Raw genomic sequence first — 16,316 nt, forward strand, 5'->3', positions numbered from 1 at the left:
ATGGCTAAGACAGTTGAATTTAAGTATGCCCCCATGTTTCAGGTGGGCGAGGACAAGACGGAGTACCGCTTGTTGACAAAAGAAGGCGTAAGCACCGCCGAGTTTGAAGGAAAGCAGATAGTAAAGGTATCCAAAGAGGCGCTCACCCTCCTGGCCCAGCAGGCCTTCCACGATGTGGAGTTCATGTTGCGCCGCGAGCACAATGAGCAGGTGGCCAAGATTCTGACCGATCCTGAAGCCTCAGAGAATGATAAGTATGTAGCCCTGCAGTTCCTGCGTAATGCCGAGGTGGCTTGCAAGGGTATCCTGCCTTTCTGCCAGGACACTGGTACTGCCATCATCCATGGTGAGAAGGGACAGCAGATCTGGACTGGTTTCGAGGATGAAGAGGCTCTGAGCCTGGGTGTGTTCAACACCTTCACACAGGACAACCTGCGCTACTCGCAGAATGCCCCTCTGAACATGTACGACGAGGTGAACACCCGTTGCAATCTGCCTGCACAGATTGATATCGAGGCTACTGAGGGTGCTGAGTATAAGTTTGTGATGGTGGCTAAGGGTGGTGGCTCTGCCAACAAGACCTACTTCTATCCTATGACCAAGGCAACCATCCAGAATGAGGGTACACTCATCCCATTCCTGGTTGAGAAGATGAAGAGTCTGGGCACAGCAGCTTGTCCTCCATACCATATCGCATTTGTGATTGGTGGTACATCAGCTGAGAAGAACCTGCTCACCGTGAAGCTTGCTTCTATCAAGTACTACGACGGACTGCCCACAACCGGTGACGAGACTGGTCGTGCCTTCCGTGATATCGACCTGGAGCAGAAGCTCATCAAGGAGGCTCAGAAGATTGGTCTGGGTGCCCAGTTCGGTGGTAAGTACCTGGCTCACGACATCCGCGTGATCCGTCTGCCTCGTCACGGTGCTTCTTGTCCTATCGGTATGGGTGTTTCTTGCTCAGCCGACAGAAATATCAAGGCTAAGATCAATGCCGATGGTATCTGGTTGGAGAAGATGGATGCCAACCCCACAGAGCTCATCCCTGAGGAGCTGCGCAAGCCAGGCGAGGGTGGCAAGGGTATCGAGATCGACCTGAACGAGGGTATCGATGCTGTTCGTAAGGAGCTCTCAAAATATCCTGTTTCTACCCGTGTGAACCTGAAGGGTACTATCATCGTGGCTCGCGACATCGCTCACGCCAAGCTCAAGGCTCGTCTGGATGCTGGTGAGGGTATGCCTGAGTACTTCAAGAAGTATCCTGTGCTCTATGCCGGACCTGCTAAGACCCCAGAGGGCTATCCTTGTGGTTCGATGGGCCCAACAACAGCCAACCGTATGGACCCATACGTAGATGAGTTCCAGGCTAATGGTGCATCGCTCGTGATGATTGCCAAGGGCAACCGTTCTGACGTGGTGACCGAGGCTTGTAAGAAGCACGGTGGTTTCTACCTCGGTACTATCGGTGGTGTGGCTGCTGTTCTTTCTAAGAGCTCAATCAAGAGCATCGAGTGTGTAGAGTATCCTGAGCTGGGTATGGAGGCTGTATGGAAGATTGATGTTGAGGACTTCCCAGCATTCATCCTGGTGGACGATAAGGGTAATGACTTCTTCAAAACCCTGAAGCCTTGGACACCTTGCGCAAAATAATCCTATCGGTATTTGTGGCATTGGTGGCGCTTGCCACCAATGCACAAGTACTTTCTTACCGTGTGCCTTGTATGCCTGGCACACATCCGCACGGCACAACCAGAACGTTAACCCCGAAACAAGACTGGGATGCATCGCGCACCTATCGCCAACTAGTGTTGCTGGTGCAATATGCCGATCAGTCCTTCACTATGAATGATCCACAAACCTATTATCACAACTTGTTTAATGTCACCAGTAGCAACACCCGTGGTGGAGTAGGGTGCGTGGCTGATTATTTCCGCCACCAGTCGAATGGCGTCTTCAATCTGCAGTTTGATGTTGTCGGGCCCATCAAGGTGAGCCAGTCGGTTGTTGACACTTCAAGTGCTGTGAATCTTGGTCACGCTGCATGTAGTGAGGCCATCCAGAAGGCAGTGGATTCCCTGCATATTGATTTCTCTGTTTACGACTGGGATGGCAACCATACTGTAGAGCAGATAGTCTTTGTGATGGCAGGCTATGGTGCTAATGGTGGCGACCCGAAGACAGCGCACTACGTGTGGCCCAACACCGAAGAAATGAACACGCATATCACCGGTCCGCTGTATGTGAATTACTTCACGATTTCGGCTGAGAAATGGTTCAGTGACGAGCTCTGCGGCATTGGCACTATCTGTCATGAGTTCTCCCACTGTCTGGGTTTGCCGGACCTTTATCCCAGTGATGGAAAAGTCTATTCCACTGTTGATGAGTGGGACTTGATGGATGGTGGCAATTATAGCGTCTGGGGATGGTGCCCACCCAATTATTCGGCCTTCGAGAAGTATCTGTTGGGTTGGCTCTCGTTCGAAGAGATAACAGGCCCCGTCAGTGTTTCAGGCATGAAACCTGTGGCTGATGGTGGCAAGGCCTATAAGATCGTGAAACCACGAGGCGAGCGTAGTGATGCTGCTGCAGGCGAGGAGTTCTATCTGCTTGAAAATCGCCAGCAGGAAGGTTGGGACCGTTTCCTGCCAGGCAAGGGCTTGGTCATTGTGCATGTGAAATACGATGATTGGTTGTGGCGCCAGAACACTGTGAACAAGAGTACCTACTATCGCTACCAGCTGGTGCCTGCAGATGGCATGGACTATCAGGCCTGGGATGACTATCTGAAAGCCCATGCGCTGACCGATTATCTGGATACAGAGACCCGCCAGTGGAATCGCCATCTCAGCACGGCTGCCTATCCCTTGATGAGCGATGACAAGACAGTGAACAGCTGCGATGCGCTGCCCCTGCCCATCACCCATATTCAGCTATCAGATGATGGCACTATCTCCTTCGACGTTGTTTCGTCGGCTATTCATACTATTGTGGATGCACCAAAAAACGACGACCATTGGTATGATCTCCAAGGTCGCCGTCTCATCGGGAGGCCTACAAAAAGAGGCCTATTCATCAATAATGGTAGAAAAATCCTTCAATAATCCGTTTAATTCCTAAACAGTAGTCCATCGCCAAACTCATCGATGATGATTGGTTTGCTGCGATCCACCTCGTCGGCCAAGATCTTCTTCGACAGGTCGTTGAGCACATACTGCTGGATGGCGCGCTTCACGGGGCGTGCACCAAACTCCGGATCATAGCCCTGTTCGGCCAGATAGTTGATGGCCTGTTGTGTGCACTCCAGGGTGATGCCCTGAGGAGCCAGCATGTCAGTCACCCTCTTGAGCTGCAGCTTCACCACATCAGCTATCTGTTCCTTGGTGAGCGGTGTGAAGGTGATAATCTCGTCGATACGGTTCAGGAACTCTGGGCGCATGGTAGCTCTGAGCTGCTCGCGTGTGGCATTCGATGTCATGATGATGATGGTGTTCTTGAAGTTGGCTGTACGCCCCTTGTTGTCCGTCAGTCGTCCATCATCCAGCACCTGCAGCAGGATGTTGAACACATCCGGATGCGCTTTCTCAATCTCATCAAACAGCACTACCGAGTAAGGCTTGCGCCGCACAGCCTCAGTGAGCTGTCCGCCCTCGTCGTAGCCCACGTATCCTGGAGGCGCACCGATCAGTCGGCTCACGCTGTATTTCTCCTGATACTCACTCATATCGATACGCGTCATCATCGTCTCGTCGTTAAACAGGTAGTCGGCCAGTGTCTTGGCCAGTTCGGTCTTACCTACACCCGTGGTGCCCAGGAAGATAAACGAGGCGATAGGGCGCTTAGGATCCTGCAAGCCCGCACGACTGCGGCGCACGGCATCAGATACAGCCACGATGGCTTCGTCTTGGCCTATCACGCGTTTGTGCAGTTCGTCTTCCAGATGGAGCAGTTTTTCGCGTTCGCTCTGCATCATCTTGGTTACGGGGATACCTGTCCAGCGGCTTACTACCTCGGCGATGTCATCGGCGGTAACCTCTTCGCGAACCAGAGAGTTATCGCCTTGGGCATTGGCCAGCTGACTCTGGATATGTGCAATGTCGTCCTCAAGTGCTTTCAGTTTCGAGTAGCGTATCTCGGCTACCTTGCCGTAGTCGCCCTCGCGCTCGGCACGTTCTGCCTCCAGCTTCAGGTTCTCAATATCCTGCTTGTCCTGCTGGATTTTGTTGATGAGTTGGCGCTCGCCTTCCCACTTGGCACGGAACTGGGTTTCCTGTTCCTTCAGTTCGGCGATGTCCTTATCCAACTGTGCTATCTTCTGGGTGTCGCCCTCTCTTTTGATAGCCTCACGCTCGATTTCGAGCTGAGCCAGTCGGCGGGTAATCTCATCCAACTCCTCAGGTACCGAGTCGCGCTCCATGCGCAGTTTGGCTGCGGCCTCGTCCATCAGGTCTATAGCCTTATCAGGCAGGAATCGCTCTGAGATATAGCGCTCCGAGAGTTGCACGGCAGCGATACAGGCATCGTCCTGTATACGTACCTTGTGGTGATTCTCGTAACGTTCCTTCAAGCCTCGCAGAATGCTGATAGCACTCAGTTCATCGGGCTCATCCACCATCACCGTCTGGAATCGGCGCTCCAGTGCCTTATCCTTCTCAAAATATTTCTGATATTCGTTCAGTGTGGTGGCACCGATAGCGCGCAGTTCGCCGCGTGCCAGGGCAGGCTTCAGGATGTTGGCTGCATCCATGGCCCCCTCGCCACCACCAGCACCTACCAGTGTATGAATCTCGTCGATAAACAAGATGATGCGTCCATCGGCCTTTGTCACCTCGTTGATCACACTCTTCAGGCGCTCCTCAAACTCACCTTTGTACTTGGCACCTGCTACCAGCGCACCCATATCAAGCGAGTAGAGCTGCTTGTCCTTCAGGTTTTCGGGCACATCGCCACGCACGATACGTCCAGCCAGACCCTCCACGATGGCCGTTTTACCCGTACCCGGTTCACCTATTAAGATAGGATTGTTTTTGGTGCGGCGCGATAGAATCTGCAGCACGCGACGAATCTCATCATCACGCCCAATCACAGGGTCGAGCTTACCTTGGCGCGCCATGTCAACCAGGTTTTTGGCGTATTTCTCCAAGCTCTGGTAGTTGTCATCGGCACTCTGCGACTGTACCTTCTGTCCCTGGCGCAGTGCCTGGATAGCAGCTTGCATCTCCTTCTCGGTGCAGCCGGCATCCTTCATGATGCGCGAGGCAGTAGAATTAACTTTAAGCAGGGCGAGTAGGATAGGCTCTACCGATACAAACTCGTCGCCACCTTTCTGAGCCACCTCTTGCGCGCGCACGAGTACATTATTACTATCACTGGAGAGATAAGGCTGTCCAGCCCCCTGCACTTTGGGCAGATGCTGTATCTCCTGATCTACCAGCAACTCTATCTGCTGGGCATTCACACCCAACTTCTGGAAGATGAAGGTGGTTACATCCTTCGCCTTCTCTATCACACCCTTCAGCAGGTGTACAGGCTCAATCACCTGCTGCCCGTTCATCTGGGCACTGTTCACAGCCTGCTGAATGGCCTCTTGTGCTTTGATTGTAAATTTGTCGAATGTCATATTTAACTCCTTTCTTTGTTTTTTTGATAATAAGAACATAAGAACATATTTTTTTGTTGCTCCATTGTGGGCGCAGCTTTTATGTTCCTATGTTCTTATTATCTAAAACCATGCCGAGTGAATAAATACTGACAAAATGGCATCGGTGTGTGTCTATTTGTCGCAACATTCCTATAAAGCATAAAAAAACCTCGCCAATTGGCGAGGCTTCTTTTTGCTATATAAACCTTATACTTTATTAGCCTTTTTACGCTGGTCGTGATCAAGGATAGTCTTGCGCATGCGCATTGACTTTGGTGTCACCTCAACCAACTCGTCCTGCTTGATATACTCCAGGCACTCCTCCAGGCTCATCACCGTCTTTGGAATGATGCGGGCCTTATCGTCGGTACCTGATGCACGCACGTTGGTGAGCTGCTTAGCCTTGCACACGTTAACCACCAGGTCGTTGTCGTGCACGTGCTCGCCCACTACCTGACCCATGTAAACATCCTCACCTGGATCGATGAAGAACTTACCACGGTCCTGCAGCTTGTCGATGGCATAAGCAAAGGCGTTGCCAGTATCCATTGAGATCATCGAACCGTTTACGCGGCGCTCAATCTCGCCCTTGTAAGGCTGATACTCCTTGAAGCGGTGGGCCATGATAGCCTCGCCCTGACTGGCAGTGAGCACATTGGTACGCAATCCGATGATACCACGTGATGGGATGTCGAACTCGATGTTGACACGCTCACCCTGACTCTCCATAGAGGTCATCTCACCCTTACGGCGGGTCACCATATCAATCATCTTTGATGCGAACTCCTCGGGCACGTTGATAGTCAGCTCCTCTACAGGCTCGTGCTTCACGCCGTCGATCTCCTTGTAGATAACCTGAGGCTGACCCACCTGCAGCTCGTAGCCCTCGCGGCGCATGGTCTCAACCAGCACTGAGAGGTGGAGCACACCGCGACCCGACACGATCCACTTATCGGTGCTATCCTCGAAAGGACGCACGCGCAGCGCCAGGTTCTTCTCCAGCTCCTTCTCCAGTCGGTCGTTGATATGGCGTGATGTCACAAACTTACCCTCCTTACCAAAGAAAGGTGAGTCGTTGATCATGAAGAGCATCGACATGGTAGGCTCATCGATAGCGATAGGAGCCAGGGGCTCTGGATTCTCCAGGTCGCAGATGGTGTCGCCAATCTCAAACTTCTCCAGACCGATCACGGCACACATGTCGCCACACTCCACCTGATCGGTGCGCACATGGCTCATACCCTCAAACACGTGCAGCTCCTTAATCTTGGTTTTCTCCATAGAGCCATCACGATGTGCGATGGTAACCTGCATACCGTCTTTCAGGGTGCCGCGATGCACGCGACCCACGGCGATACGTCCCTGATAGCTTGAATAGTCGAGCGAAGTGATAAGCATCTGTGGTGTTCCCTCCACCTGCTTTGGTGCGGGTATCACCTCCACAATCTTATCCAGCAGATAAGTGATATCTTCGGTAGGCTTCTTGTAGTCCTCGCTCATCCAACCATTCTTGGCCGAGCCATAGACTACAGGGAAGTCAAGCTGATCTTCTGTAGCATTGAGTGAGAACATCAGATCGAACACCATCTCATACACCTCCTCAGGGCGGCAGTTAGGCTTATCTACCTTGTTTACAACCACGATGGGCTTCAATCCGATTTCGAGTGCTTTCTGAAGCACGAAACGCGTCTGGGGCATTGGTCCTTCGAAGGCATCCACCAACAGCAGGCAGCCATCGGCCATGTTGAGCACGCGCTCTACCTCACCACCGAAGTCAGAGTGTCCCGGAGTGTCAATGATATTGATTTTAACGCCTTTCCAATTGATACTGACGTTTTTTGAAAGAATAGTGATACCACGCTCGCGCTCCAAGTCGTTGGCATCAAGTACCTGATTGCTGAGATTCTGTCCATCACGGAACAAGTGTCCAGCCAGCATCATCTTGTCCACAAGTGTTGTCTTACCATGGTCAACATGAGCAATAATTGCAATGTTTCTGATATCCTGCATACTATTTAAATTGTTTTGCGGGTGCAAAGTTACAAAAAAATAGGCACGGATTACACGAATTTCACGAATATTTTGCAAAAACGGGTCATTTTTTCGCGTAATTCGCGCAATTCGTGCCAAAATAATTTGGTGGAATGCAGAATTTGTTGTAATTTTGCAGCCGCATTTCGGAAAATCCGATGCATCTGACGACGTAAACTCGTCTGTGATTAGGCAAGAATCGCGTCTGAAAGATGTTTATGCAAACAATTATTTAATCACATTAAAAATTATGTATTTAGACAAGGCAAAGAAGGAGGAGATCTTTGGTCAGTATGGTAAGAGCACAACAGACACTGGTTCTGCAGAGGCTCAGATCGCACTCTTCAGCTATCGTATCTCTCACCTGACAGAGCACCTGAAGAAGAATCACAAGGACCACAACACTGCACGTTCACTCACCATGATGGTAGGTAAGCGTCGTAAGCTTCTGAAGTATCTGTACAATACCGATATCAATCGTTATCGTGCAATCATCAAGGCTCTTGGTCTGCGTAAGTAATCCATTGCTTACACTCAAGCAAAAAATAATCCCCGTCTCGATTGAGGCGGGGATGTTTTTTTATGCATCTGCGAAGATCTTTCCGTCTTCGAGTGTGATCTGCAGTTTGGTGTATTCCGAGTGGAAATCGTTCTGCAGGCGATCCAGATAGCGTGCGCTTTCCCATTTGCACATGGGCAGGTCGTGCAGCAGATAGTTGCCACAGGCCTGTGGCTCCGTAGCGGGCACGGCGTCCTGCGTCAGAATCCACTTCAGGCATTCGATAGTGAGTCGGCGCATATCCTCTACGGTGTAATGGCCTGTCATGATGATATACATGCCCGTGAGACATCCCATCGGACCAACATAAACCACATCTTCTTTTGCTTCGCTATTGCGGAACCATGTTGCCATCAGGTGTTCCAGACTGTGCATGGCCGATGGGGCCACAGCTGGTTCCTTATTGGGTTCGGTGATACGTAAGTCAAATGTGGTGAAACCCTTGTCCTCGCGCGACACATAGATGCCGGGCTTCAGCTGGGTATGATCAATTGTAAAACTCTGTATAACTTCCATTCAATTTTTACATTTTTACATTTTTAAATTTTTTAATTTTCCTACAGGCTTTCGATGAATGTTTTGGTGGTTTGGAACGATTTTTCGGCCACGGTGTCCCAGAAATTGTGATACTGCGAGGCATCGGTGTCGCGCAGGGGGATATCACTAATCAGTCGGAACGAGATGAATGGCACGTTGTAGATATGACATACCTGCGCGATGGCACAGCTCTCCATGTCGACAGCCTTAGCCTCGGGGAAGTGACTTACTATCTCGCGCATCTTATCCTTCGAATCCACAAACCAGTCGCCTGTAACAATCAGTCCGGGTTTAGCACCAGTCTGCTTGGCTTTCTCCAGCAGATATGGGTCGGCCTGATAACGTGCTGGCAGACCCTGCACCTGACCATAGACGGTATTCTCGTCGATGGCAAAGCCACAATACACATCGTGGTAAGTGAGTTCAGAACTTACCACCACATCCTGTAGGTTGATGTCGTCACCATTGCCACCGGCACATCCGCTAGAGATGATACAGTCGGGTTTGTACTGTCTGATCATCTCAACAGTCTGTATGGCAGCATTTACTGTGGCGATACCACTCTTCTGCAGAATCACTTTATCTTCTGGAAATAATGGACGGAGCTGCTTCAGTTCCTTTTCCATCGCTACGATCATTCCTATCTTCATATTGGACTATTTTACATTTTTACATTTTTACATTTTTACATTGCCTCTGGCGCACTGCTTCGTACATCAGGATGGCAGCTGATACGCTCACGTTCAGCGAGTCGAGTCGGCCCAGCATGGGGATGCGGATATGTGCATCGGCAGCCTCGCGCCACTGGTTGGTGAGTCCGGTGCTCTCGGTACCCATCACGATGGCTGTGCCCTGTGTCATGTCGTAATCGTAGTATTCGTAAGAATCCTGCAGTTGGGCAGTGAGAATCTTGATACCACGCTCTTTGAGAAAGGCGATACACTCCTGCGAGGTGCACACAGCTGTGGGCACGCAGAACACGCCCCCGATGCTGGCACGAATCACGTTGGGATTATACAAATCCGTGAGCGGGTCGCACACAATCAGTGCGTCGATGCCAGCAGCCTCGGCCGAGCGCAAGATGGCCCCCAGATTGCCAGGCTTCTCAACGCTCTCAAGCACCACTATTAGTGGTGAGTGTTCTTGCGTCCCTCCGGTAGCAAGCGAGCGGAGTGTTGAGAGATTATGCTCTTTGCATCGCACCACGGCGATGTGGCCTTCGGTGCTGCCACGATAGGCCATCTTCTCATAGACCTGTGGGGTGACGTTCTTGTTGAGGATATACTCCTCCACCACCTCGTAGCCGCAAGCCTTGCAGTGCTCTATCTCGCGCTGGCCCTCTACCACAAAGAGCCCTTCTTCACGTCGTAGCGATGACTTCTGCTGCAGGGCTACCACGTGCTTAATCCTGGCGTTTTGTACGCTTGTAATGATTGTTTCTTCCATATTTTGCTGCAAAATTATAAAAAATCCGCGTAATCCGTGTAATCCGTGCCTAAAAAATTGTATCTTTGCAGGCAAATTAAATAATTTGCAAGTTATGACATTACTGAAAAAATGGCTGCCAGACCTCTTGGCAGTGTTGTTATTCGCCGTTTTGGCATTTGCCTATTTCTTCCCTGCTGATATCGAGGGACGTATCCTTTATCGTCATGATGCGTCGGCTGGTCGTGGTGCCGGTCAGGAGGGTATAGAGTATATGCAGAAAACGGGCGAGCGTAGTCGTTGGACCAACGCCCTCTTTGGTGGTATGCCCACCTATCAGATGGCGCCATCCTACAAATCAACCGACAAACTGAGTATGATGACTAAGATCTACCATCTGTTCTTGCCTGAGAATGTGTGGTATGTCTTTGCCTATCTGTTGGGATTCTATATCCTGCTGCGTGCGTTCGATTTCCGTCAGCACCTGGCAGCCTTGGGCTCCATTGTGTGGGCCTTCAGCACCTATTTCCTCATCATCATTGCAGCCGGACATATCTGGAAGGTGTGGGCGCTGGCCTATCTGCCACCACTGATAGCCGGACTGGTGCTGGCCTATCGTGGCAGATATTTGTGGGGATTTGTGCTCACAGCCATTTTTACGGCTTTTGAGATCAATGCCAACCACGTGCAGATGACCTACTACTATCTGTTTATCATCCTGGCGATGGTGATAGCCTGGCTGGTGGATGCCATCCGCAAGCATGAGATGGCCCGTTTTGCCAAGGCCACTGCCGTGTGCATCGCCGGTGCTGCCATCGGTGTGTGCATCAACCTCTCTAACCTCTACCACACCTGGCAGTATGGTCAGGAGTCAATGCGTGGCAAGAGTGAGCTGGTGAAGCAGAACTCGGCCAACCAGACTAACAGCGGACTGGAGCGCGACTATATCACACAGTGGAGCTATGGCATCGACGAAACCTGGACGCTGCTCATCCCTAACACCAAGGGTGGTGCCTCGGTGCCCATGAGTGAGAGCAAGATAGCCATGGCGAAAGCCGATCCTACCTACGAGTCGATTTATCAGCAGATAGGTCAGTATTGGGGCGAACAGCCTGGCACCAGTGGTCCTGTGTATGTAGGTGCCTTTGTGATGATGCTCTTCGTGCTGGGCCTGTTTATCGTCAAGGGCCCCATGAAGTGGGCACTGCTTGGTGTCACCATCCTCTCGATACTCCTGTCGTGGGGTCGTAACTTCATGCCGTTCACCGATTTCTTCCTCGACTATGTGCCCATGTACGCCAAGTTCCGTACGGTGGCCTCGATACTGGTGATAGCCGAGTTCACGATTCCCCTGCTGGCCATGATGGCCCTGAAGACACTTGTAGATGGAGAGGTGGAGAAGCAGAAGCTCAATAAGTATCTCGCCCTGTCGTTTGCCCTCACAGCCGGTTTCTGCCTGCTGTTTGCTGTGGCACCCACGATGTGTTTCGATAGTTTCGTATCGTCGAGCGAGATTCGCGCCCTGAGCACCCTGCCTCAGGAGCACATCCAGCCACTTCTCAGCAATCTGGTGGATATGCGCATAGCCGTGTTTACAGCCGACTGCTGGCGCTCGTTCCTCATCATCCTGGCCGGTACAGCCCTGCTGCTCTCGTTTATCTATGGCAAGCTGAAGAAGGAGTATGCCATCGGCATCATCCTGGTGCTGTGCCTGATCGACCTCTGGCAGGTGAACAAGCGCTATCTGAATGATGCGATGTTTGTGCCCGAGAGCGAGCGCGAGGCTCCCCAGCAGATGTCTCAGACCGATGAGTTGATTCTGCGTGATAAGACACTCGACTACCGTGTGCTGAATCTCGCATCCAATACCTTTAATGAGAACGAGACCTCTTACTATCATAAGAGCATCGGTGGCTATCATGCTGCCAAGCTGCGCCGCTATCAGGAGATGATAGAGCAGTATATCTCGCCCGAGATGCAGAAGCTGATGGGCGCTGTGGCCGAGGCTGGTGGTGATATGACCCAGGTGAAGGGCGACAGCATCTGTCCCGTCATCAACATGCTCAACACCCGCTATCTCATCCTTCCGCTTCAGGGCGGACAAACCGTGCCCATCCAGAACCCCTATGCATTGGGCAATGCCTGGTTTGTGGATAAGATCAGTTATGTGAAGAATGCTAACGAAGAGATACAGCAGGTTGGAAAGATTAACCTGCGCCATGAGGCTGTGGCCGACGAGAAGTTCCAGGCCCAGCTGGGCGAGGCTGTGACTCAGGACACCACCAGCACGGTGGCCATCAAGAGCTACGAGCCCAACCAGCTCACCTACGAGGTCAACTCGGGCAAGGGCGGTGTGTTGGTGTTCTCAGAGATTTATTATCCCGGTTGGACAGCCACTGTTGATGGCGAGCCAGCAGAGTTGGGTAGGGTAGATTACATTCTGCGTGCCCTCCAGGTGAAGCCCGGTCGCCACGAGGTAGTGCTCAGCTTCTTCCCCAAGTCGGTAGATGTTACTGAGTCGATTGCTTATACAGCCTATGCCATCTTGTTGCTGGTGCTCATCGGCACAGCCGTGATGTATTGGCGCAAAAAGAAAGCCTAAAGAATTAAGTTCAAATGAAAAAACTACTATCGTTGCCACCTAATCTGGTGGACAGTTTCCATGATGTCACGGGACTGAGTCGTGAGGAGTATTTCTGTACCAACGATCCAGTTGGTCATAAATTGGGCAGTGGTGGTGGCACCACCTGGCTGTTACAGGCCTGTATGACTACCGAGGATGGCACCTCGCTTGCCGAGTGGCTGCCCCGCGAAAAGCGCATTCTGCTCCATGCCGGAGGTCAGAGTCGCCGCCTGCCATCGTATGCCCCATCAGGCAAGATTCTCACCCCTATCCCCGTGTTCCGTTGGGAGCGTGGTCAGAAGCTGTCGCAGGATTTGCTCAGTCTGCAGCTGCCCCTTTATGAGCAGATGATGCAGATGGCCCCTGCCGGCATCCACACCATGGTGGTGAGTGGCGACGTGCTGGTGCGCACCTCTCAGCCCCTGCAGCCCATCCCCGATGCCGATGTGGTGTGCTATGGCTTGTGGCTCGATGCCTCGGTGGCCAAAAACCACGGTGTGTTTGTCAGCTCGCGCAAGTCGCCCCAGGTGCTCAAGCAGATGCTTCAGAAACCCAGCATCGAGACCCTCAACGAGCTTCAGAAAGATCATTATTATCTCACCGATATCGGCATCTGGATGCTGAGCGACAAGGCTGTAGAGCTCCTCGCCAAGAAGTCGAAGAAAGGCGATGATATTATCGAGTACGATCTTTACTCCGAGTTCGGTTGCGCTTTGGGCACGGAGCCTTCGCAGCCCGACGATGAGCTGAAGGATCTGAAGGTGGCCATTGTGCCCCTGCAGGGCGGCGAGTTCTACCATTACGGCACGTCGCGCGAGATGATATCATCCACCCTGCGCATTCAGAATCTGGTGAACGATCAGCGTGAGATTATGCATCACGATCGCAAACCCCATCCCAGCATCTTTGTGCAGAATGCAGTTTGCAAGTATAAGTTTACCGAGGAGAATACCAATATTTGGATAGAGAATAGTTACGTGGGCGAGGGTTGGACCCTGACGCACGATAATATCATAACAGGTGTGCCCGAGAACGACTGGCAGTTGCACCTGGCCCCAGGCGAGTGTATCGATGTGGTGCCCATCGGCGATAGCGAATATGCCGTGCGCCGCTACCATATCGATGATAAGTTTGCCGGCGCCGAGCAGCAGAAACAGCAATTTCCTGTTCTAGCCAGCTTAGCCGGCCTATCCGAGCTAGCTGGGCTTGATTCTCAAGCCACTCGACTGATCTCAGCCGAGGAAATCTCAACCGAGGCTAATCTGCATCGCCTGTTTGCCCAGCGCAAGGCTTTCCGCAAACTCAACTGGAGTGCCTTGGCTGAAAACTGGAACCACAGTGTGTTCTACCAGTTAGATCTGGCCGATGCCAAGCGCGAGTTTGAGGAGCAGGGCATCGCCATGCCCCCAGCACTCAACGACGAGGCACCCCTGATGACGCGCATCCACGATGCCATGTTCCGTGGCGAAAGCGAAAAGGCCTTTGCCCTTTTACGTGAGGGCTTACTCGATACCAACGATTATCAGCAGATACCCCAGCTCAACGTTTCCGACGACCAGATAGTATGGGGCCGTTCGCCAGTGCGTATTGACATCGCAGGAGGTTGGACCGACACCCCGCCTTACTGTCTGATGGAAGGAGGAAATGTGATCAATCTGGCCATCGAACTCAATGGTCAGCCCCCCTTGCAAGTATATATTCGTCCTGCCAAGGAGCCCCGCATCGTGCTGCGTAGCATCGACCTGGGCGCCATGGAGGTGGTAGAGACCAGCGAGCAGTTGCGTGATTTTATGCATGTAGGCTCGCCCTTCTCAATTCCCAAGGCCGCCTTGGTATTGGCTGGCTTCGGTCAGCGTTCGCTCAAGGATGAGTTAGCTGCCTTTGGCTCCGGTATCGAGCTCACTCTGCTCAGTGCCATCCCCGCAGGCAGCGGACTGGGCACCAGTAGCATTCTGGCAGCCACCGTGCTGGGCGCGCTCAACGACTTCTGTGGATTGGGTTGGGATAAGAATGAGATAGGTAGGCGCACGCTCATGCTCGAGCAGATGCTCACCACCGGTGGTGGTTGGCAGGATCAGTTTGGTGGCGTGCTGGGTGGCGTGAAACTGCTGCAGACCGGTAGGGGATTTGTTCAGAACCCACAGGTGCGCTGGTTGCCCACCGACCTCTGGACCCAGCCCGAATATCGTCCCTGCCACCTATTATATTATACAGGCATCACCCGCACGGCTAAGAGTATCCTGGCCGAGATAGTGCGCGGCATGTTCCTGAATCGTGGCGACGAGCTGCGCCTGTTGCGCCAGATGAAGCAGCACACCCTCGACATGTATGAGGCCATCCAGCAGAACGACTTCGTGCGTATGGGTCAGCTGGTTCGCAAGACGTGGACTCAGAATCAGCTGCTGGATGCAGGCACCAATCCTGCCGATGTGGCTAAGCTCACCAGTCTGATTGACGACCTCTGCCTGGGCTATAAGTTGCCTGGTGCAGGTGGTGGTGGCTATCTCTATATGATAGCCAAGGACCCCGAGGCCGCAGCGCGCATCAAGCAGATATTAACAGACAACGCTCAGCGCAAGAATGCCCGCTTTGTTGAAATGAGCCTTTCTACGAGTGGACTGCAGATCAGTCGAAGTTAGGTGATAGATGATAGAGATGGAGTTTAGGACTATTGTAGATATTGAAGACCCTGGGTTTAGGATAGGGGCATGCGAGGAGATGCTTTTCGTAGGGTCGTGCTTTGCCGATAAGATAGGTGCGCGCTTCACCGAAGAGAAGTTTCGTACCATTGTCAATCCCTTCGGCGTGATGTACAACCCCGCATCAGTATTGCACACCATTCAGCGCCTCTCCGCTCAGCCCGATTTGAAATCCGTGAAGACTGCATTCTTGACCCTCGGCACCAATCACGTTTATATTCTCAATGAAACAGGCGAGATAGTAGATAACTGCCAGAAGCGCCCCCAGTCGCTCTTTACCGAGAAGGAACTCACGGTAGATGAGTGTGCCGATTACCTGCAGCAGGCCATCGATATCCTGCATGCGGCCAATCCCGATATGCGCATCGTACTCACCGTTAGTCCCATCCGCTATCGCAAATACGGCTACCACGGCTCCAAGTTATCTAAAGCTACGCTTCTCCTAGCCGTTGATAAGGTCATCAAAATGTTTCATGTTTCATGTTTAATGTTTAATGTATCCTACTTTCCCGCTTACGAGATTGTGAACGACGAGCTGCGCGACTATCGTTTTTATGCCGAGGATATGCTGCACCCCTCTGCCCAGGCCGTAGAGTACATCTGGCAGCGCTTCTCCGAGGTGTATCTCAGTGACGAAGCCAAGGCATTCATCAAAGAGTGGCAACCCCTGAAGGCAGCCCTCAATCACAAGCCCTTCAACCCCGATTCTGACGAATATCGCCAATTTATGGATAAAACAATGTTAAAAATAGCCGCATTGCAAAAAAAATACCCTACCTTTGCAGGTTAGAAGAATTCTAGAAT

The 16,316-nt window shown here is 52.0% G+C and carries 11 protein-coding genes; 6 read left to right on the forward strand and 5 right to left on the reverse strand.

Annotated features, from left to right (window positions below):
• Nucleotides 1-1,650, forward strand: a complete 1,650-nt coding sequence (locus T360_RS0110420) for a fumarate hydratase (RefSeq protein ID WP_028912736.1) — start codon at nucleotides 1-3, stop codon at nucleotides 1,648-1,650.
• Entirely contained in the window at nucleotides 1,638-3,101 is a 1,464-nt protein-coding gene (locus tag T360_RS0110425; protein WP_155949507.1) for a M6 family metalloprotease domain-containing protein, read from the forward strand. The genes T360_RS0110420 and T360_RS0110425 overlap by 13 nt, the downstream gene beginning before the upstream one ends.
• A 5-nt stretch (nucleotides 3,102-3,106) precedes the next feature.
• Here T360_RS0110425 and clpB read toward each other — a convergent pair whose 3' ends face one another.
• Nucleotides 3,107-5,617, reverse strand: a complete 2,511-nt coding sequence (gene clpB / locus T360_RS0110430) for an ATP-dependent chaperone ClpB (RefSeq protein ID WP_028912738.1) — start codon at nucleotides 5,615-5,617, stop codon at nucleotides 3,107-3,109.
• Nucleotides 5,618-5,845: 228 nt separating this feature from the next.
• Nucleotides 5,846-7,648 carry a translational GTPase TypA gene (typA, locus tag T360_RS0110435; protein ID WP_028912739.1) on the reverse strand — a complete coding sequence of 601 codons (1,803 nt, stop codon included), beginning with the start codon at nucleotides 7,646-7,648 and terminating at the stop codon, nucleotides 5,846-5,848.
• 271 nt (nucleotides 7,649-7,919) lie between these two features.
• Between typA and rpsO the strand changes: the two genes are divergently transcribed.
• The gene (gene rpsO, locus T360_RS0110440) at nucleotides 7,920-8,189 is read left to right on the forward strand and encodes a 30S ribosomal protein S15 (RefSeq protein WP_028912740.1); all 270 of its coding nucleotides are present in this window, start codon (nucleotides 7,920-7,922) and stop codon (nucleotides 8,187-8,189) included.
• A gap of 60 nt (nucleotides 8,190-8,249) precedes the next feature.
• On the opposite strand, the gene T360_RS0110445 is transcribed toward rpsO, so the two are convergent.
• Genes T360_RS0110445 through T360_RS0110455 form a run of 3 tightly spaced genes read right to left on the reverse strand, consistent with a single transcriptional unit; the run spans nucleotide 8,250 to nucleotide 10,211 of the window.
• Nucleotides 8,250-8,744 (reverse strand): S-ribosylhomocysteine lyase, encoded by a 495-nt coding sequence (locus tag T360_RS0110445; RefSeq protein ID WP_028912741.1) that lies wholly within the window; start codon nucleotides 8,742-8,744, stop codon nucleotides 8,250-8,252.
• Between the two features lie 41 nt (nucleotides 8,745-8,785).
• Nucleotides 8,786-9,415, reverse strand: a complete 630-nt coding sequence (gene mtnN / locus T360_RS0110450) for a 5'-methylthioadenosine/S-adenosylhomocysteine nucleosidase (protein ID WP_028912742.1) — start codon at nucleotides 9,413-9,415, stop codon at nucleotides 8,786-8,788.
• 19 nt (nucleotides 9,416-9,434) lie between these two features.
• Nucleotides 9,435-10,211, reverse strand: coding sequence for an RNA methyltransferase (locus T360_RS0110455; RefSeq protein ID WP_028912743.1), 777 nt, complete (start codon nucleotides 10,209-10,211; stop codon nucleotides 9,435-9,437).
• 94 nt (nucleotides 10,212-10,305) lie between these two features.
• Here T360_RS0110455 and T360_RS0110460 point away from each other — a divergent pair, with 94 nt between their 5' ends.
• Genes T360_RS0110460 through T360_RS0110470 form a run of 3 tightly spaced genes read left to right on the forward strand, consistent with a single transcriptional unit; the run spans nucleotide 10,306 to nucleotide 16,302 of the window.
• A complete protein-coding gene (locus T360_RS0110460) occupies nucleotides 10,306-12,792 on the forward strand; it encodes a YfhO family protein (RefSeq protein WP_028912744.1) in 2,487 nt (828 codons plus the stop codon).
• Between the two features lie 14 nt (nucleotides 12,793-12,806).
• A complete protein-coding gene (locus T360_RS0110465) occupies nucleotides 12,807-15,452 on the forward strand; it encodes a bifunctional fucokinase/fucose-1-phosphate guanylyltransferase (RefSeq protein ID WP_028912745.1) in 2,646 nt (881 codons plus the stop codon).
• Between the two features lie 16 nt (nucleotides 15,453-15,468).
• Nucleotides 15,469-16,302: a GSCFA domain-containing protein gene (locus tag T360_RS0110470; protein WP_028912746.1), complete on the forward strand. Its 834-nt coding sequence runs from the start codon at nucleotides 15,469-15,471 to the stop codon at nucleotides 16,300-16,302.
• Nucleotides 16,303-16,316: the final 14 nt, after the last annotated feature.

It is taken from the genome of Prevotella sp. MA2016 (assembly GCF_000619825.1).
In the GTDB taxonomy this organism is placed as follows: Bacteria; Bacteroidota; Bacteroidia; order Bacteroidales; family Bacteroidaceae; genus Prevotella.